This is a genomic window from Mucilaginibacter angelicae, from assembly GCF_042434235.1.
Lineage (GTDB): Bacteria > Bacteroidota > Bacteroidia > Sphingobacteriales > Sphingobacteriaceae > Mucilaginibacter > Mucilaginibacter angelicae.
On sequence record NZ_JBHLTS010000004.1, the window covers coordinates 556,891 to 577,353 of the forward strand.

The following is a 20,463-nucleotide window of genomic DNA, read 5'->3' on the forward strand; positions in this document are numbered from 1 at the left end:
TAGGTTAAAGGTTGAGCAACAGGTTATCTTTTTTCTGCACCGCGCCCGGTCTCTTTAATCACCAGGCTGACCACAAGCGCGATAGCCGTAGTAATCAAAAAGAATATGCCTGCATTTCTGAAATGTAAAAGGTGATCTGTTGCTGTCCCCAGCGATTTCCCGTAAAGAGAGGCGAATACCGGCCCGAGTAAAGCCGTCACACCGAACGTTAAGAAATTAATACCGCCGGTTGCACTTCCTTTTACATTGTCCGGGTTAGCTTCCTTAATGATCGTATATGGAATCATGGCTGCACCCGAAGCTGTACCGAATATAAACATGGAGATATAACCCGGTATTAAAGACGGCATAAAGATGAGTTGTGCAAAACTCAGCAGCATAATGAGTATCCCTCCTGAAAGGACCGGCTTTCGCTTACCCAGTTTATCCGAGATCCAACCCAGAAGCGGACATCCCAAAACCCAGCCCAGTGGAACCATAGAGCAGGTTAATACAGCGTTATCATAATCAAATAATCTGTCCTTTTGAAAAAAGGCGACTCCCCATGTCATTGCAAAAATGGTCGTAGGCGCAAAAAGCAAACCCGACAAAATACCGCTTAAGTAAGATTGAACATTGGTAAATACGACTTTATAGGGCTTCAGGAGACTCAATGACGTTGCCCCATATTCTGCACCCTTATTTTCTTTCGGGGTGGTGTAAAACAAAAGCAAACAGGTTGCTCCGCAAATCAGGCCTATCCCGATCCAGAAGGTATGAACGGACACCCCATGCTGAATAAGTGGCCCTGCAACAAATTGCCCTGCAAAACCGCCCAGCATTCCTATACACTGGGTTAAGCCGATCGCCGTTGCGATAAATCGCGGCGCAAATCCGTGTGACGCAAGGTAGACACATCCGGTAAAGGCGAACGCGGAACCTGCCCCCTGCAAAAGACGGCCCGCATCTCCTGCCAGCACATTGGGTATTGCAAATAAGACACATCCAATAGCGAGGATCGCCAATCCTGCGGCTACGGGATATTTGGCGCCGGAGCGGTCGAGCGCCACACCCGCAATAAGACTGGTTACTGAGTAGGTATAATAATAGGTCCCCAGAACCGCACTTACACGAAGAGCATTAACGCCAAACGCCCCGGAAAGCCCGGGCAACATAACAGCGGGGGACGACCTGATCACATATTCGAGAAAATAAAAGATCAGACCAAAGAACCACGCAATAATAAAACCTTTTTTTAAAGAGCCTTCTGACGGCAAAGCATTGTCCATGATAAAATGATTTTAAGTAGGTTAAAAAGGCTTTGCTCTCCTGGAAAAATGCATTGGTAACTGCTTTGAATATTTTACAGTAAAATTTACTGTATTCTGTACAATCGGAGCTGCATGATTAACCATAAATTCCAGCCTGTTGAATACAGGAGGTTCTAACAGCGTACCAATATCTATTTTATTGACAATCAGCAAAATAACCTAAAACATGAGATTACTATTCTAACGATATAGCGTCATTTTGCGATGGTATGGGTTTCTATTCCGTATAATTGACGGTCTTATCTATGGCACATACTAGCCACGTTAACTTGCCAACGGTCTTCTTAGTAATATCGAACGGGAACAACACATGATTTTCATCTTTGCAAGTAAATTTGAGAAGGATTCCATCGCCCTGCTCGCGAAATACCCGGTGGCGCTGCCCCGATCCAATTGATTTTTACACTTCTTTATTAGAAGTTTGGCATGTTCCTATTTGCTTTCCAGCAATAAGACAAGTCTGTATTTATTTTTTCTTATCGCCCCATAAGTCGTATCTTGTACCAACATCCTGTTTATTATATCACCTAATCGGATTATCACTGATCTAACCTTTTTCCATACAAATGACCAGACCTTTCAGAAGTCTATTTTCGCTGTTAATACTCTCTATATTAAGTTTACTCTTTATTCCATACATCAATATAAATTTAGAGCCTCACAGTAATAACGCTGAACTATTTGTCAACTATAACGTACAGAACGCTAATCCAGAGCAAACGGAGCAATATGCAACCTCCGTAATTGAAAACGTGCTGTCACAGCTAACGAATCTGAAACTACTAAATTCAACATCTGGATATGGATATGGACAAATCCAGCTTATCTTCGACAATAAGGTGGATATTTCGGAGAAGCGGCTTGAAGTTCAATCTTTGATTAGAAGAGTAAAGAGCGCCCTTCATTCTTCTGTAAGCTATCCTACGGTTTCGTCTGGCTCAGCGAATAAAATATTCGATCAATCACCGCTTTTAATTTATTCATTGAGCGGCGACAATCTACATGATATTGATCGCAAAGGTTTACGGGAAAATCTTTTAAAAAAGATAGAAGCAGTTAAAGGAATTAAACAGGTCTTTTTCTTAGAAAAACCGGCTGAGGAGGTATCGATTTTATATAACGACGAAAAACTTAAGCAATACCAATTGTCAGCATTCGATATAGCTTCGGATATTAAATCTGTATTAGATCCGGTTTTTTTGGGGACAACCACAAAAAATCAGACTGACTTTTTTCTAAAGATTAATCCTTCGAAATTCGAAGATTTATCAGCACTTCAACGTTTTCCCTTACGTAAGATAGGTGATAAGATTATTGAATTAGGTGACGTAGCCAGCATTTCCTGGGAAAACACAAAAACGACAGATTTTTTTAGAATTAACGGCAGAAACGCCTCAAATATCCTTATTTATGCAGACAAGAGCCAAAACGTTCTTTTTCTAACTAGGCAAATAAAGGCAATAATTGAACAAGAAAAAAAGGTTTATAAAGATGCGTACAGAATAGATCTGGAATATGATGGCTCTGCGTTACTTCAATCTGCACTCTATAAAGTGTACGAAAAATTGGGGATTGCATTGATTATTCTTCTGGCATTCGTACTGATTTCTTATCGAAATATAAGGAAGGTGCTAATACTAATACTTAGCGTATCGGTTAATATCGGTATAGTAGTTTTTTTTATTTCGATATTCAAATTTGAAATAAGCCTGTTCTCCATACCGGGGATTACAATAGCTTTTGGAATCGTAGTAACCCATGCGATTGTGACAATAGATTACTTTGGGAAATATAAGAACAGCAAGTTTTTTCCAGCCCTCGTCGCCGGATGCATTACCATTGGTATTTCTACACTGCTGCTGTTTATTCTACCTGAAGATCAACGACAAAGTCTCAAAGATTTTTCAGTAATAGTTCTATTAAGCATGACTTGTTCGCTTTTTACAAATAGTATTTTTAACATAGCACTATTTAAATTCTTATTTCCCGAGGGAACATATAACGTCAATTTACAACACAAAAAATTGCGACGGTTAATGATGGTCAAGCGAAGATATACGGACCTAATCTTTTATCTTGCCAACCACCGAAAGCTTTATATCGTTATTATCGTACTGCTGTTCGGAATCCCAACATTTATGTTACCTCGACAGATTGAAGGAAATGATATTTATAATTCCACCATCGGATCCAACTTATATAATGAATCGTTGCGTCCTATACTCGATCCGCTACTTGGTGGCTCCTTAAGACTTTTTTACGAGAGCCTTGCTAAAGACAGTTTCAATAGTGATATGTCTGAAACGAAACTGCTAGTGATGTGTGACACCGGAGTTGGAAGCAACATCAATGACATGAATAGCATTTTGGCAATAATGGAAGATTACCTCAAAAAAGTGCCCGGAGTTGAAAAATTCGTAACAAAGATCAATTCAAACAGGAACGGCTTTATTGAAATCAGTTTCAAAAAAAACTTATTAAACGGACCTCTTCCGGAAAAAATAAAATCAACACTCACCCAAATTGCCAATCAATTAGGAGGGGTGGATTGGGAAATTGTTGGAGTTGGACGGGGTTTTAGCACATCGATGTCAGAAACGGGATCTAAATTTACCGTGATTTTCAAGGGCTATAATTATGACAATCTAAATAAGTATGTAGATACTTTTACATCTGCTTTATCAAAACAACGCCGAGTTAAAAACATCACTCTAAACGGAAAGTTCAAAAAAATGGGTATTGAGGATTTAACGCTACATTTTGATAACAAGCAGCTACTTCATAAAGGAACAGATGCAAGGGAAGTTTTTTCTGGTATCAGACAAATGGCAGGAAACGAGATTAAACTTTACCCCGCCACAATAAATAATTCCTTTAACACACTCGTGATTAAAGATGATTCGGCTTATCATTATGGAAAATGGGAGTTACTCAACGGTAATTTACATTTATCAGGACAAAAATATGTCAGGCTGGAAAATTCCATCAAGCTCGTCAAACATAGCTCCTCTAGCTTAATTTACAAGGAGAACAGGGAATACGTCAAAGCTATTGAATTCAATTTTTTAGGCTCAGAACGCTTAGGGGAAGAGTTCCTGAATGAAGTAATAAATGCCTCAAGCAAAAATCTACCAATGGGGTATTCAATAACCAGAGAAGGATATTCAAACGTTAACTTTGATTCCTTCAGTCAGTATTATTATCTAGTTATTTTTTTTGTTTTAATCACCTATATCATCTGCGTGGTTTTCTTTGAAATGATTATTGAACCTCTCCTTATTGTTTTAGTGTTACCAGTATCGTTCATTGGTCCATTCCTTATTTTTTTCGGCTTCGACATACCTTACAACAACGGAATCTACGCATCTGCTATATTCATTATCGTATTTGCCATAAATTCATGTCTTTACATCAAATACGATTACTTCGTTATGCGAAAGAGCAAAAACAAATTTATTAATGATAATAAAGCTTTGATAAAAGCAAATTTCGTTAGAAGTCAAACTGTGGTTTTAATAATGATTACATCCATCTGCAGCCTGATGCCGTTTCTTTTAGACAAGGCAACAGACCCCTTCTGGTTTTCGTTTGCAGTTGCATCGATTAGCGGGCTGGCATGCTGCTTTTTCCCGTTATTTTTTATACTCCCGGTGCTAAGTTGGAAATTAAAATAAATTAATTAATTGAATTTATGCAACGTTAAAAGTGCCAATTGATAATAGGATTCCCAAAAATTTCTTAAAGAACTAATATATGCTCTCTTAAAACTATCTTTTTCGGAAACGGCAATATTAAAATCGTTTACACTTACCTTTCCAAATCGAAATTGCTCAGTTACTAACCTGAATCTTTCCTGGCCTATAAGGTCTGCCTCAGAAGCGATTTTTATATCATTTGACAATGCGTTTAGGCTATATACTATATTGATTATTTCATTCTTTAAATCCGCTTCCTCTTGCTCAATTGTATACTCAACTGTATTAAGGTTAGCTGTTGCCATACTCACCTGATTTCCTTGCCTGCTCCAATCCAGAATCGGGACAGATAAACCTATGCTTAGGGATTGTTGACTTTTTGGGCCGCTATAGAGATTCGTCAAACCCGTAGAAGTGTTATTTAAGCCTAAGCCAACATTCATAGAGATTTTGAAACGATCTTTCTTTGCCTTATTCAGGTCCCTTTCAGCTTCCAGCCTTCGCCTTTTGTAGGAAATATATTCCGGACGATTCTTCTTCGCAAATTCCAGCGCCTCTTCTACATTCAACTTCAACCTCGGAATCTCATTTGGCAGTTCCAAATTGAAGTTCATACTGTCTTTAATGCCTATGTAACTTTTTAAATTAAACAAGGTGGATTTTATTCGCAATTCGGCTGTGGATAGGTCTTGCCGAGATTTCAATAGCTGCAGACGTATTTGGAGTATTTTTTCTTTGGTTGTCGTTCCCAGATCAATTCTCTTGGTTTCGATACGCAGAATATTTGATTCTGTCTCCAAATTTCGCTTTGCCAGTATGAAGTCTTCCTGTGCCGACAGCACATCAAAATAATATTTAACAGTTTGCACTGAAATTCCTATCATATCACTACTGTACTGTTGTACAGCTTCTGTATATTTCAATGGCTCTATTCGTCGATTCCATCTTAACTCATTGACGGAGAAAATAGGCTGATTGAAGTTAAGACTAAGCAGAGTGCCATTATAAAGTCTGTCATTGCGATCAAAATCATCAAATCTAACTAAATTTGTATTTAGTGAAACTGTCCCTCCCGTAAATTCAACCGGCTGAGACAAACTTAAACCAACACTCGAATAATTCTGACTTCTTGACTGAAAAAGAATAGTTCCATCCGCCTGCCTTACTGGAAAATAATCCCGGCTAAAATCAGCCAAATTGCCATTTAATAATAATTGAGGACGTAATCCAACCTTGAAACTATGAAATGCGAAGTATTTGTTTTTTTGAACGCTGGCGACTATCTGAGCGCGGGTGGATTTGCCTTCCGCAATCTGAATAATATCGTTTAATGAGAAGCTCTTGGTCTGGGCAAAAGCAAACGTATTAACCATCAAAAATAAGAGTATCGAAAATGCTGTTTTTGTCATTTGTAAACTAATTTTTTGATTTCGTTACGAGCCAATAAAGCAACGGTATAAACCACAAGGTGAAAAAAGTTCCAGTGGTCAATCCACCAATGATTACTATGGCCATTGGTCTCTGCAATTCGTTTCCAATGCCCCCCATGAATAGCACTGGAACCATGGCAAGACTGGTTGTTAACGAAACCATTAAAAGCGGTTTTAAACTAATCTCTCCGGCTTTATGCAATGACTTTAACAAAATAGCTGTTTTGCTTAAACCCATATTCTGAGCGTATTCTTTTCGCAACCGGTTGATAGTTTCGACTTTTAGACAAGGGTCATCAACGATAATTCCTAGTACAACAACAAAACCGATGCCCGTCATTATGTTCAGCGAACCACCTGTTAACCAAAGCAGTAGCGCTGCTCCTCCTATACCGAAAGGAATGATCGCCATAACGACCAGAGGATGTAACAGATTTTCAAATTGAATCACTAAAATACTGTATATTAAAACGACCGAGATCAAAAAAATCATGCACATATCATTGAGCAGCTTACGATCGGAAACATAGTTTCCCGTAAAATGAACTTTATAATTATACTTTGATGACAGTTGCCTCACAGATGCCATAAAGACATCAATATCTCCAACTTCGTCTTTCATGATCGTTATTGGATAATAAACTCCTCCATTATCAGCCAAAATGATTTTCTTATCAGTTCCCATGTTCACGGAAACAAAATATTTGATCGGAAAATAGGTTCCGTTGACCGATCTAATTTTCAGAGATAGTTTATCATCCAGCGATGCCTGATTATCAACAAGATTTATGGTCTGAAAATCCCCAAAGCGACGTAATTGCGAGATTACCGATTGACCGAATATTCGCTGCAACTCTTTTTTTAACTCTGTCGCGCTCACATTATATAAAAGGAGCTTCCGATTGTCGATACTTAATTCTATGTCGGATTCATTCTGAAAACCAGAGGTATCAATTGACTTTAAATGACAAGTTTTTTTTATATCAAGAAAAACTTGTGGTAGATATTTAAAGGATCGTTTATCCTCGTCGTAAAATCTAAGTTCCAAATAAGGTTCATTGTTATAGAATAGCTTCGTAAACGCGTTGGGTGCCGCCGTTAAATTTGTCACAACGTTTGAAAATTGAATATTAATCCAACGCGTTAAATATTTATCTAATGCTCTTTTTGACTCCTCGGTTTTACAACGATAATAAATAGTTGCCTTATTGGCTCCACTTCCCTCTGACTGAAATACAAATTGATTAAGCCCATAATCTACCTCCCATTCTTTGGCAAAGCGGCTAAGAATTCTACCGATTTCTAAAATCCGTCGCTCATTCTCCGACGCAGAGATCGCCTTTTTCCAATCAATTCTAAGGATCGTTTCGTTCTCAGTTATTTTCGGAAGCGACGTAATCGGTAACTTTGTCAGTAGCAATACTCCCATAGGCATGAGTAAGACAGAAGCAAGCAAATAAAGTCTTTTATTCTTGAACACATGCTCAACCAATCTGTGATGTTTATCAGAAATAACCCGATAGAATTCAGTGTCTTCTTTTAACCTGGAGCCCTTTTTCCCGATAAGAAATTTGTATAAAACAGGGTTTAAGAAAAAAGCTACCAGCAGAGATACTGCGAGAGAAATAGTGAGGGCTAATACCTGATCATAAACCAACGCTCCAGCCATGCCGCTCAGGTAAATCAGCGGCAAGTAAATCGCGACGGTTGTCAAGACATTACTTATCACCGGGGCGACTACTTCCATCACCCCCACGACACAACTTGTTTCAACATCAAGGCCTTCATGTATTTTTCTCGTGATGTTATCTAATACTACAATAGAATTGTCAATGAGCATTCCTATACCCAGCGCCAGCCCGGATAATGAAATAATGTTGAAAGAAATTTTAAAAGCATAAAATAAAATAAAGGTCAGCAGTAATGATAATGGGATACTGATGCTCATTAAAATCGGTGATGAGACATTGCCTATGAATATAAATAATAATAGCACACAAAAGCCGCTGCCATAAATTAGATCCTGTATCAAGTTTTGAACTGATTGATCAACCAGAAAACTTTGATCACGTGTGATCATAAAATGTATATTTCGATACTCACTGTTCAGTGCTTTTGTAGTCTCTTTAATCTCATCAACGACATCACTCATTTTGGCATTATCTTGTTTATGCACTGTTAAAACAAGACTTCGAATGCCATCAAAGTAATGGCCCCCCTGTCGACTCTCCGGCACAGACTCGACTTCTGCGATCTCCGAAATCGTAGTCATCATACCGTTTGGCAATTTAATTGGTAAATGATTAAGTTGCTCAACGGTTTCAAGAGGATTGCTTATGCTCGCCAAATATTCATATTGTCCATCAGATATAGTCAAATTTCCAAGCTCTGAGTTTGCGGCCTGAATCGTGTTTATAATATCGTCGCTCTTTAAACCCATGGACCTTAAAATATCAATCCGCGGAGCCACAGTGATGCGGTTCCTTTCCAATCCGTTGATGTCAACAAGGGACACCCCTTTTATTTGTTCCAAACGCTTTCTGATAACCTTATCCGTAAGGTTTGATACATTAAAGAACTCCTGGACATTCTTTGGTACGACTTCCATTCTGACAATCGGAACATCTGAAGTATTTGCCCGGATAACCTGAGGGCGATCTAAGTTGGCAGGAAGCGAATTCGTGGCTAAATCAATTTTTTCGTTTACCTCTATGAACGCCAGATCCATACGGGTTCCAAAGTCAAAGGTCAATTTCAATACAGCGGCATGACTTTCACTGATACTTTTCATATCCTTTAACCCATTTAAGGTTTTGAGATGGTCCCGAAGAACCCGTGAAACCGTATGCTCAATCGACTGGGAAGAATTATTAGGGAATGGTATTTTGATCGTGATCTCAGGAATACTGATTGTAGGCAGTAAGGTTATGGGAATGTTACCGAGCACGAAAAAACCAAACATTGATAAAGTTAGGAAAGTTGCAAGCACCGCCCGTGGACGTTTTAAAAGATAGTCGATCATTGTTGCCTTTGAACTGGTGAGTTATCCACGAGTTGCACATTTTTGTTAATTATGATCTCATCACCTTCTTTCAATCCCTTTACGATCTCAACATCTTTGCCGTTGTCTCTCCCAACTACAACATAATTCCATTTCGCTAAATTATTTACCACAGTAAAAACCACTGGCCTATCATTATGATTAACGATAGCACTTTTAGGAACCGATAAAGATTTTGATTTGGGCACATCAATTACTGCTGTTGCGTTCATTCCGGGCAACAACCCTTCTGGATGGGAAATTCGTATTTTTAAAGTTATCAAACCATCCTCGCTGACAGAAGGATTTAATTCGGTCACCACCGCTTTGTACTCTTTTCCACTTGCAACGGGGGTTATCGTTGCACTCTGTCCAATGCTAACATTTGAAAAATCCAACTCGAGGATATTACCCTCAAGCAGCATTTCGTTAGCTGTGAAGACCGTAAATAATTCTTGCCCCACTTTAGCAACTTCACCTGATTTCACTCTTACATTAGCTAGTTTTCCGGAAAAAGGCGCTTTTACCATTGTGTTGCCAAGGTCGGTCTTCAACTGCTCGACATCATTTCTCGCACTCAACAATCCGGAAGCAATACTCAACTTTCTCAAAACGGTATCTCTTATTCCCTTTCGCTTTCCCTCTAATAATCCCTCCTGGCTTAGGATTTCACTTTCATAGGTGAGTTTACTGTTAAACAAATTTTGTTCTGCAATCGTCAATTGCCCTTTCAGTTTTTTACTTTCAAAAGCCATCAATAGCTGACCTGAAGATACGTTATGACCATTATGAAGATTGTCATAAACAACCATTCCACCAACTAGTGCAGACACCGTTTGTTGCCGCAAAGGGCGGATTTTGCCGGCACACTGGATGAAATAATTGAAAGGCTTTCTTTTCAAATACATAGTTGTCACCTTACTGGATATATCAGTTTTCTGGTCAGTTACAGGTATATCCTGTTCAAGGTTACCTTGGGAAGGCGTACACGCACTTAAGATTAATATGTTTACAACAACATAGTAAAAAAAGTTCCTCATAAATAGCCCCAATAATTAAATTTCATAGTCGGACGGGATTAGTAAACGGCTTGTTCTATACGGGATGTCAGCGGATCCCCCAAAGTTCGGCTTACGATTGTGGTATATCCTATCATACTGATAAAAAAACTATTAAAAACAGTTTGCGTCCCCAGTATCAGGCAGGTCACAGCAGGAATGACTATTCTTAGAATATGGTCCGGTTGCAAGTCGCCGAAGGACGCCCGCGTCCAAATGTTTAAACTATAGAATGATATAAAAAGTCCGATCAAAAACAATATTCCTCCAACCTTCAATCCTTTTTCCAAACTAAAAAGTTGTACCAATCGATTGTGTGTTCGGTTTTTTTCCAAGGAATTATTCGACCTCAAATCTATAGTATTTAGTTTGATGAATAAGTAAAAAGCCGTAACCTGCCAGCCAATTACAATCAGACAAGAAAAAAAAAGCATGGTGCTTATGTCAAAATTAGCGCCGAGAAATTTAACAGACCCGACAGCAAGAACAGTTATTCCTATCAATCCCGTAAACAAAAACAACAATCCAGGATATAGAAAAAGCCACCGGGGACAATACATAAGTAAAAATCGCAAATGCCGCCAACCATCTTGCCATGTTCGTAGATGTGGTGGCCGGGATCGCCCATCAACGTAAAGTTTTGTCGGCACTTCGGTAATTTTTAAATCCATCATAGATGATTTGACAATCATTTCCGAGGCGAACTCCATCCCGGTCGTCGAAAAATTGACTTTTAATATCGACTGCCTATTCATTGCCCTCAAACCACAATGAAAATCTCCTATTTTGACTCTGAAAAAGAGACGAGCTATAAAGGATAGTACCGGATTACCCAAATATCGATGTAAAAATGGCATAGCGTTATCGTTGATCCCCCCTTGAAATCTGTTTCCTATAACCAGATCATATCCTTCACGAAGTTTAACAATAAATGGCTCGATGCTATCGAAATCATAGCTATCGTCGGAGTCTCCCATGATGACAAAATCTCCAAGGGAACTCTCTATTCCTCGTCGCAAAGCCATACCGTACCCCTTTTCTGCTACTCTGATCACCCGAGCCCCGAAATTCTGAGCTATAACAATCGAATTATCTGTGCTGCCATTGTCGGCAACCAGAATTTCCGCTTTCAGGCCGTTCCTTTCTATAAATCGTTTTGCCTTCCGAATACAAATCTCAAGCGTTTCTTCCTCATTGAGGCAAGGCATCAAAACTGTTATTTCCATATTTTGTGGTTTAGGTTAAATCATAACTTCGGTGTAGTATTATCTTGTACACATTGGTTTGCTCAGTTAAACCCGAGATATTTTAAGAGTTGACCAAACCTTAATGCTCTGATTCGTTTCAGTGGGGTATAATCACTTAAATAAATGAATAAAGGCAGAGGAACAAGCCAAATTAAACGACTTTGATAGCGAGGGTATACCCCAGATACAGTTCCGCAAAACCATGCATTGACGACGAGTACGATCAGGATAAATGCCATCAGATAACGATATCTTGATGCCATCTTTTTGTGTAAAAATTCATAGATATAGGTTAGCAGGCTTATTGCTATAATAACCCTCTGTGTGAAATTTATAAAATCAAAGTTCAATGCCTCCTTATTTTGCCTTGATGAAATATATTGGGAATAATCGGATGGAAAATATTGTTCAACCGCTTCATTAACGATTGGCCAGGGTTTTGATGCCTCTCCCGTGTCAAATTGAAAAAATTGCTTCAATGTCAGCAGCGTTGATTTGTAAGCGATAATTCCCCAATATTTCGGACTTGAGACTATATTTTTCAGAATCAAAGAGTACTCTTCACGATTTTTATCCCACCCGCCTAATTTGAAAAGCGGGCTGCGTTGATCCCAAAGAAAGTTACTCGGAATAGAATCCCTGAACTTGCAAAGTTTGAGATTACTTCTATTACAATTCTCATCCAAATATTTATCAATCACCCCCATTTCGACAAAACTTCCAAAAAGAAAGACAACGCCTCCCTTTGAAGCCGCCATTTGTTTGTTAAATGAATATTGTATCAATGAAAGCGAGACATTGCTTAAAACCGCTAGAAAAAGCACATAAAAAACCTTTTTCAGCGTGATGCCAACAACAAATAATTTTGCTCTGGTAGATTTAAAAACAAAACCTGCCATTAAAAGCGAGCAAAGAATAATGCATATGTACAAGTGTGAATTATGCATTGCTATACTTAGCACCGTCATGAAAGAGATTAATGCATGATGATACCATTTAATATTGCCGTAAAAAAGAAGTAAACCTATCCCCAATACAAATATGGATGCAAATACATCCGACATCAGCCACCCAACCTCGAATGAAGCCCCCATAAAAAAGGAAACAAGTGCAATGTAAGCTATGTAAAACGGCGCTAACCTTTTCTTAACCTGGTTTTTACTGTAGCGGAAATAGAAATAAATCATTGTTGACGTCAAAATAGCTTGTGCTATAGTTACCAACCACAATGACTTACGGAGGCTCACGAACATGATGAACAAGCCGTATAAGATCGGGCGATCATCGCGAACAACCCCCGTAAACGCTGACGAAATGTACATTTGGGAGTCAACATTGAATGCCAATGGAAAACCATTATTTATGGCCATAAAACATAAAACCAATCCTGACAATAAAATTAAAAATAAAGACAAGGCAGCCTGTTTCATTGTTCAATCGTTGTTTCAATAGCAATTTCGGTTGCCGTTGGGAAGTCTTTTACCGGTAACCTTGTTAGATAAATGAAATATGGAATTGCGAGAACCCAAATTAAATGGCTCTGCATGTCATTTTCGCATCCATAAATCGTCCCTGTTATTACCCCGTTAGCGATAGTTCCCACCAAAAGGAAATAGAATATCTTTTTGTTTATAAGCTGTCGCCGCGATACTGATATCGATAGAAAAATCAAACCGCCGACAGATACTATCTGACAATAATTCAGAAACCTGAAATTTATCGCACTGTTCATTTGATAAGACAAATAGTATTCCCGGATCTCTGCTCCAAACCAGTTTACAATAGCATTATGCAGAGTCACATTTGCACCTGAAATATTGAATTCACTTGTTTTAACATTGACAACTTGTTGTAAAGCATCCAGGACAACTTTTGATATCGAAGCTCTTGAAAATAAGGAATCAAAACCGACGCTCGATGAAATCAGCTCAAACGTTTTGGCTTGATCTGGCGTTATCACATCTAAAAATCTGCCTTGATTCGAAACAATATTCTCAAGTGTGTCATTGTAGCTACCCAAAAGAAAATCTCCGTGTTCGTACTCAAATTGAAGTTTTTTTTGAACTAAGTTCAGATTTTTCAGGCGGGGCAACTCCAATATTTGTGCGCTGCGTAACAGCTTGAATTCGCCGGAATATTTATAATGAACCAACAATGTGCCCAAACAGCTAACTCCAACCAGAAAAATCACATAAACTGCATTCATCAAACTTTGCTTGAATCTCCGCTTTGATAACACTCTCCATAAAGTCATAAAAAAGTAGCCAACAGCTAAAAACAGGAAGAGTACCAGGAATGAAATATCCATCGCAGCGCTAAAAACAATAAGCATTGATATTATTACTGAGTCTCTTCGTTTTAACCTTTCATTTACTAATTGTAAACCAATGCCAAGAATTCCAAGAGCGCAAAATACATTAGGTTGAATCGTACTCACGGCGACGGATGTCGTCATAAAAACGGAAACAAAGGTTATACAAGTAATAAAATGAAAATGAAAATCCCGATTATTTGAAAAATAAAGAAAACAATAAAAAACAAGCAAAGAACAGAGCGCCCCCTGAATAAGTATTATGAACCAGACGGATCCCAAATCTGACACCAATCCGCTAAAAAGCGAATATCCAAATATCCGGTCAAATGAAACGATCCTGGCACCACCTGAGTTGATGTATGCAGCACTGTCAGAGCTTAATAGCGGAAATTTATTACAAAAGCCGCTGGAACAAAGAATTATTGTTCCCATAGCTAAGGAGATCATATCATAGCATCTTCTTCTATTAAACGCGACTTTATTATTCATTAATAATATCTGTTACTTCAATAATAAATCTAATTTGTTGATACTTTCTGATAGGAACTCACTCGGGCCGCCCGCATTGAGTTCGTTTATGATACTTTCCTTGTCAATGATTAGAAAGTGAGGCGCGGAAACAATATTATAATCCTGCCCCAATCTTGATCCATATTTACTAACCAAGTTTCTGCCGGGAACCCTTATTTTCGAAAGGGCTTTTTTCCAGTTCTCTTCGGTCTCATCCATACAGATATTTAAGATAACAAGGCCTTTTGCACTGTATTTTTCATAAAACTGCGGCAATGATTCCTTAATTTCAGTCAAACATGGTGAACAGTGTACGCCCCAAAAATTAACGTAGACAACCTTTCCCTTGAAATCAGCAAGCGAAACATTATTACCGGAACTATCCCGTAATGTAAATGCAGACGCCTGACTACCAATCCGAAGCCTATAATTGAGGTTCCAATAATCGAATACCCTCTTCTTGAAATTTTCATCGAAAGGACCTTTAAGAAAATTTTGCATTACCTTTTCAGTTTCCTTAATGTCATATTGCTGAAACGCCCAGATAAGTGATCTCGCAATGAACCATGAACGAATGTAGTTGTCTTCTATTAACTCCGATTTTTGGTATTCAACCCATGGAGCGGCTTTTGGAGTACTTCCAAATTTTGCATAAAGTGTGTCAGCCGGACTAGAAACAATCGTGAATCGATCGACAAGAAACGTTCGGTATTTGCCTGATCGAAGCAACAAGCTTTTTGAAGGGTTAGTGCGATCCGCTATTAAGGATTGCATTATTTTATCTGGAGTTATTCCTTTTGTTAAAATATCATAATTCATGAGGTTGATCAACCTCATGAAATTAATGATTCCGAAATATAAGTCAGCCTGATATCGCCCGTATGCTGCACCAATGTGTGACTTATTCTGCGCTAACCGAGTTCTCTCTTCTTGATAAAATTTTTGAATTAATCGATATCTTGAAGAATCATCTGTGGACTGCTGCCTAATCGATGAGAGTATTGAGTCTCTGTGAAATCCCTCCGCCAGCAGGTTTAAAAAGTCGTATCTTATCGACGCGCTACCGCCCTTTCTGTTGCCTGATATTGATAATAACCTGGATTTGCTGACGTCATAAAAAAAACTCAACACATCGCCGGGACACACATCTATGGCATGATATTGCCCCTTTAGGAAGAAAACAAACTGCGAATTAGGATCAACGGTCCTCGTTATTGTAAAAGCGCCATCTTTATTTATTGAAACACTATCCAGATGAGGCGTGAACCAGTCCTGGAAGAAAAATTTCAAGTTTGAATCCGTTGTGTTAATAATCCTCCCTTTGATCAACACCTTACCGCTGAATTTGGGTTGGGCATTGACAATATCTGAGGACAAATATAATATTAACGATAGCAGACCTACCCGTCCTACCAGTTTTACCAGGCATATTATCTTATTTACTATTCTCATTGATCGTTTATAATTTAGATTGAGGTAATTGCCGTAAGTAATTTATATACCTTCTGCTGATGTTCATATTATTCCCAGTTAATGGAAAAACGCTGCGAACGTTAAAATCCGGCGTTACTAGGAAAAGACACGAGACATTTTTTCCTTTATAGATACAGTCTATAGTTTCTCTTGGCACATAAAAAATATTAAAAGCGCCATGATTAATATACTGTCCATCGATTTTGAAATCACGATACGTATCTGATTCGTGCACCAAACAGATATTGAGCCCCCGCCCGAGATCCTCAATCTGCTTTAATATGAACTCGCTATAGCTAACCGATGTAAACTTGTAGAATAATGTATTCCTACCCGCTACAAGAGTATTGAATGTGTACCTGCGTCTACCATCATCATATACACAATAGGAGGAATCCAAACGTTTCGTGAGAGGAAATCGGCTTGTTGAAAACTCGCTCCAGTATGGATCATCCGTTTTAGTATTTAATCGCATAACCCTTCCCTGTATTCCATCCCGAGGAGTCGCGATTTGGGTACCGTCCGTTGCGTCTACATTAAGTAATTTAACAGAACAAACACATGCCATTCCAAGGAAAATTGAAGAAAACAGCCCGGGTCTTGTATGATAATTAATTTTGCGAAGCAATGTCATATTAATTAATAAACATATTTTCAATTTTCTTGTAGTAAGACTTGCTCAATGCTGGCAACTCCTTTCTGGGAATGAATGTATTAGTTAATTTGAGCATACCGTCTGTGATATACAGAAATGGCATGCCAGGGGTCATTACATAAAGACTTTTACAGTCGCGTAGGGGGATCAAATAGATATTATCCAAATGAAACTTATTCAACCTAACAAAGTTCGCCATGTATCTCCTATTATCAGCGGCAGCCAACACAACTACGTTATTCACACCTATTTTCTTTGCATATCTTTGGAAATCATTAAGTGCGGAATCGACACAAACGTCGCAATCAAGTTCGGAATATTGCAGCACTAAATGGCGTCCACTTTCAAAAAGCTCTTTAGCTCCTACTAAGTTTCCGGTTTTAAAATTCTCAAACTTTATGCTATCATTTAAATAAGAGTTATTGAGCTTATTCAATAATGCCTCATTTTCTACTAACAAGCGATTTAAGTTATTGTCATTAGTGGAGACAACGGCATCCTGTTGAACGATAGACGCCCTCCCTTTACACGAACAAAGGATATAAAAAATAAAAATGACCAAATAAAAAGTAATTCTTTCACATCTGTAAATCATAACTTATTGCTTTTGAATAAATCCTTAGTCGATATATTTACGGAAACAATCAGCTGATTAGAATAAATATTGGTACCGTCCAATAATTTCGCAAATAATGGACTTGTTTTTGTCAGGATTTTCCGGTACTCTGTATCAGAGATCTTATTATACTTCCCTTTCTTTATGTATTTATATGCATTCATTAAAAGATCAGGTTCAATCAAAAAGTACAGTTTGTTTTCAGCACCTCCAATGAATTGCATCGAAGCGTAGAAATCTCCGGATTTGAGCAACACTACGCTGAAATTTTGTACTTCATGGGTTGCTTTCCTAAAAAAATGGTAATAAAGCTGTCCGGCGATTGTTGTCCGAAAAGTTAAAAGTGAGTCAGTTTCAAATATCGATGTAATATTGCTCCCGAATTTGGTTTTCCAAAAATCGGAAAGCTCATGTCTATTTTGATTTAGATAGGATTTAGAAAGGGTATACTTACCAAAATCAACGGCATACTTACGGGTAAACGTTGTATCCACATACTTATAGATGGTATCGTTCAAGGGTTCCGTATAAAAGAACCCGCTATTATCGGTCATAGTCTGCACAGGATAAAAACCTGCTGCCCAGCGACGGTCACCTTCCTTGTTTGTCTTTTTCATGTAGACATCGTTTATTTTTTTGAAGGTAGGTGGCACTGTGAGAAACTTATAGGCAAACTCGTGGCTATCGGCCATATCACTGTTATAAAAAACGTATTCACCTTGTTTATTTACAAAAAATAAATCCGCGTAAAACCATTGCCCTCCAATGGTTAGTTTTTGGGCTTTAATGAATCTTCCTAAGGTATCGAGTTTTAGAATTTTGTTTAATTTATCAAATAAATAAACGGTGTCTCTTCTTACACTAAAATCGGTAAGTGCATCATGTTCTTCTGGCCCCTTACCAGGTTTGCCATAAGTCCATTTAAATATGCCATCCAGTCCAAAGCAAAACAAAGCGTTCGTTTTGCGATCAAGAATGAAATTGTTTCCGTCAATAGTTAAAATTTTACTTACTTCTGCAACAAGCTGACTGCTGTCTATTTTCGAGACAGTAAATTTAGTAGTGCGTTCATCCAATATCAATGGCTTAGTTCCTTTATCAACATGTAAATTAATGAGCTCCCCCTTTTCCATTGAATCTCTTAAGTGTGGATTGTTTGAGCTACCACAAGAAAGCAAGAATGTGACTACGGAAATAAATATTAAACACTGTAATAACTTAATCATTGTTTAAAGATTACCAGCTCCGTAGTTACCACCCGGTAGCTGGTTAATTGGTGTTTAATTATTTTCCAGGCAGCCAAACCCATGAGTCTGGTTGACCATTTCTTGCGCATGCACGTGGATTACACCACAAACTCCAAGCCCATACACAATCAATTTTATCTTTGTGTATTATTCGTGTGCCTACGTAACCGGATTGAACTGTATTGCCGTTATATGAGCCTCCGATAGATCCGCCACCGCCGCCGCCCGGACTTACATTACCACTTACAGTACCAGAGGCACCAGTTCCTGTGCTATTGTAATTGTAAATATCTGTTGTTTCCGAGCAGTCGATCTTCAATTCTTGTTGGAATACTCCAGAACCACTTCCACTTGCTCCGCTGGCGCTATCAAATGATGATAAGACGGTAATTCCGGCAACACCTAGCATAAGGGCAGTAAACCCTCTGATTACAGTTTTCTTCATAGTGTTAAATTTAGATTAATATTATTTATTGAATAATATTGATATTAATCAAAGTTAAATGTCAAATTTGTCTCTTCAAATGTCTTTTTCAGGCGTTTGTATGGACTTTTATCTTTTTTGGCTTGCATTTATTTAGGCTTAATGTTATTAATCGGTATGATAAAAACACTAATTGCAATGAGCTGAATTAATCCCATATCTGTGCTCAAAATTTCCATCCTCGTAGATTTCGATGTGAATGATCAAAATCAATAAAGAGATTAAGGTTTTATAATTCCGAATTCCTTAACTCAATAGATAAAAGCTTATAGCAACAAGAAACTTTCTAGCACTTCATTTGATCAATAGTTCGCTGAGAGACAAAAAATAGTATACGATCACCGCTTGCTAGTTCACAAGATAGACTATTCGCTCGCAGAAATCACGGCATTCAAATCGCACCAAATATTTATTTCATTTAATGCAATAAGTTCTTATCCTGTAGATTTTAAACTATCATCAGCAATCGAACCCAGTTTGGCTGCAAGGCGATAATTCTCAGGAGATAATCCAATATGCCTTTTAAATAATTTTGAAAAATATAAAGGATCATTATACCCCAGATTGATGGCAACCTCTTTAATTCGCGTTTCCTCATCATCCAAAAGCTCGCATGCTTTTTGCATTCTCAAATAAATAAAATATTCATTGGGAGCCATGCCCGTAGCCTGTTTAAATAATTTTGAAAATCTGGACACTGACAAGTTTTGCTGTTTTGCCATGTCGCCAACAAATATTTTTTTACTTAGACTGTTTAGCATTTGCTTAATAGTGTGATTTGCTAAATTCCGATCATTCGCTTCAGATTTTATTTTTTTATCTTCAGGAAACAGAAACGTGGCGAGAAAATTATATAAGCGAAAATTTGAGTTGCATAGATTTCCCAAATTCGTACCTTGCTTCAGTATATCATATATAGAATGCCAAATCTCAATACCCTTTTCGTTGAATGGAATACTTACAGGCCCGGAGTAGATGTCCAATTGTAACAATTCGTTAAATTGATCAATCTTGTGACCCTGAAAATTTATCCAATAAATTGTCCAAGGTTGAACAGGGTCAGCCCAATATCGCCTGTTGACGGTCATCGCGGGCAAGATAAAATATTGATTAGCTTTTACTTTATAAGTTTTATTATCAAAAGTGCAATTGCCCTTCCCTTCTAAACAATAAACAAGAACGTGATCTTTACTGTCATCTTCTGCGTTCTGACTGTGCCCTATACCATTTGCTACAAAGCCAATTTGATTTATAATTAATTGAAATAAATGATGATAATCGCTCAGAAAATTAGCAGACCGATCTTTTGTCAAGTCAATCGTTAGAACTTTATTTTCAGCATATGTATTATCATACATTGTTTTTTTTTTCATTTTGTGATAAG

13 protein-coding genes are annotated in these 20,463 nt (G+C 38.0%); 1 reads left to right on the forward strand and 12 read right to left on the reverse strand.

Translation table 11 applies throughout. The annotated features are described in order from the left end of the window. Positions 1–23: 23 nt before the first annotated feature. Positions 24–1,268: an MFS transporter gene (locus ACFFGT_RS02305; protein WP_377020881.1), complete on the reverse strand. Its 1,245-nt coding sequence runs from the start codon at positions 1,266–1,268 to the stop codon at positions 24–26. Between the two features lie 608 nt (positions 1,269–1,876). Between ACFFGT_RS02305 and ACFFGT_RS02310 the strand changes: the two genes are divergently transcribed. Continuing rightward, positions 1,877–4,984 carry an efflux RND transporter permease subunit gene (locus tag ACFFGT_RS02310; RefSeq protein ID WP_377020882.1) on the forward strand — a complete coding sequence of 1,036 codons (3,108 nt, stop codon included), beginning with the start codon at positions 1,877–1,879 and terminating at the stop codon, positions 4,982–4,984. Positions 4,985–4,989: 5 nt separating this feature from the next. On the opposite strand, the gene ACFFGT_RS02315 is transcribed toward ACFFGT_RS02310, so the two are convergent. The 11 genes from ACFFGT_RS02315 to ACFFGT_RS02365 form a co-directional block, all read right to left on the reverse strand. Continuing rightward, positions 4,990–6,414: a TolC family protein gene (locus ACFFGT_RS02315; protein WP_377020883.1), complete on the reverse strand. Its 1,425-nt coding sequence runs from the start codon at positions 6,412–6,414 to the stop codon at positions 4,990–4,992. A gap of 7 nt (positions 6,415–6,421) precedes the next feature. After that, complete coding sequence (locus ACFFGT_RS02320) at positions 6,422–9,457, reverse strand: efflux RND transporter permease subunit (RefSeq protein WP_377020884.1); 3,036 nt, start codon at positions 9,455–9,457, stop codon at positions 6,422–6,424. Further along, a complete protein-coding gene (locus ACFFGT_RS02325; protein WP_377020885.1) occupies positions 9,454–10,515 on the reverse strand; it encodes an efflux RND transporter periplasmic adaptor subunit in 1,062 nt (353 codons plus the stop codon). The genes ACFFGT_RS02320 and ACFFGT_RS02325 overlap by 4 nt, the downstream gene beginning before the upstream one ends. Before the next feature lie 38 nt (positions 10,516–10,553). Next, positions 10,554–11,759: a glycosyltransferase family 2 protein gene (locus ACFFGT_RS02330; RefSeq protein ID WP_377020886.1), complete on the reverse strand. Its 1,206-nt coding sequence runs from the start codon at positions 11,757–11,759 to the stop codon at positions 10,554–10,556. Between the two features lie 62 nt (positions 11,760–11,821). Further along, on the reverse strand, positions 11,822–13,210 hold the full coding sequence (locus tag ACFFGT_RS02335) for a hypothetical protein (RefSeq protein ID WP_377020887.1): 1,389 nt from the start codon (positions 13,208–13,210) through the stop codon (positions 11,822–11,824). Further along, positions 13,207–14,583: a hypothetical protein gene (locus ACFFGT_RS02340; protein WP_377020888.1), complete on the reverse strand. Its 1,377-nt coding sequence runs from the start codon at positions 14,581–14,583 to the stop codon at positions 13,207–13,209. Before ACFFGT_RS02340 ends, ACFFGT_RS02335 begins: the two co-directional genes overlap by 4 nt. A gap of 12 nt (positions 14,584–14,595) precedes the next feature. Further along, a complete protein-coding gene (locus ACFFGT_RS02345; RefSeq protein ID WP_377020889.1) occupies positions 14,596–16,056 on the reverse strand; it encodes a TlpA family protein disulfide reductase in 1,461 nt (486 codons plus the stop codon). 656 nt (positions 16,057–16,712) lie between these two features. Continuing rightward, positions 16,713–17,327, reverse strand: a complete 615-nt coding sequence (locus tag ACFFGT_RS02350) for a hypothetical protein (protein WP_377020890.1) — start codon at positions 17,325–17,327, stop codon at positions 16,713–16,715. Continuing rightward, positions 17,324–18,574 (reverse strand): DUF4934 domain-containing protein, encoded by a 1,251-nt coding sequence (locus ACFFGT_RS02355; protein ID WP_377020891.1) that lies wholly within the window; start codon positions 18,572–18,574, stop codon positions 17,324–17,326. Before ACFFGT_RS02355 ends, ACFFGT_RS02350 begins: the two co-directional genes overlap by 4 nt. A gap of 58 nt (positions 18,575–18,632) precedes the next feature. Next, positions 18,633–19,040: a hypothetical protein gene (locus tag ACFFGT_RS02360; protein ID WP_377020892.1), complete on the reverse strand. Its 408-nt coding sequence runs from the start codon at positions 19,038–19,040 to the stop codon at positions 18,633–18,635. 473 nt (positions 19,041–19,513) lie between these two features. Further along, positions 19,514–20,452, reverse strand: coding sequence for an AraC family transcriptional regulator (locus ACFFGT_RS02365; RefSeq protein ID WP_377020893.1), 939 nt, complete (start codon positions 20,450–20,452; stop codon positions 19,514–19,516). Positions 20,453–20,463 lie beyond the last annotated feature (11 nt).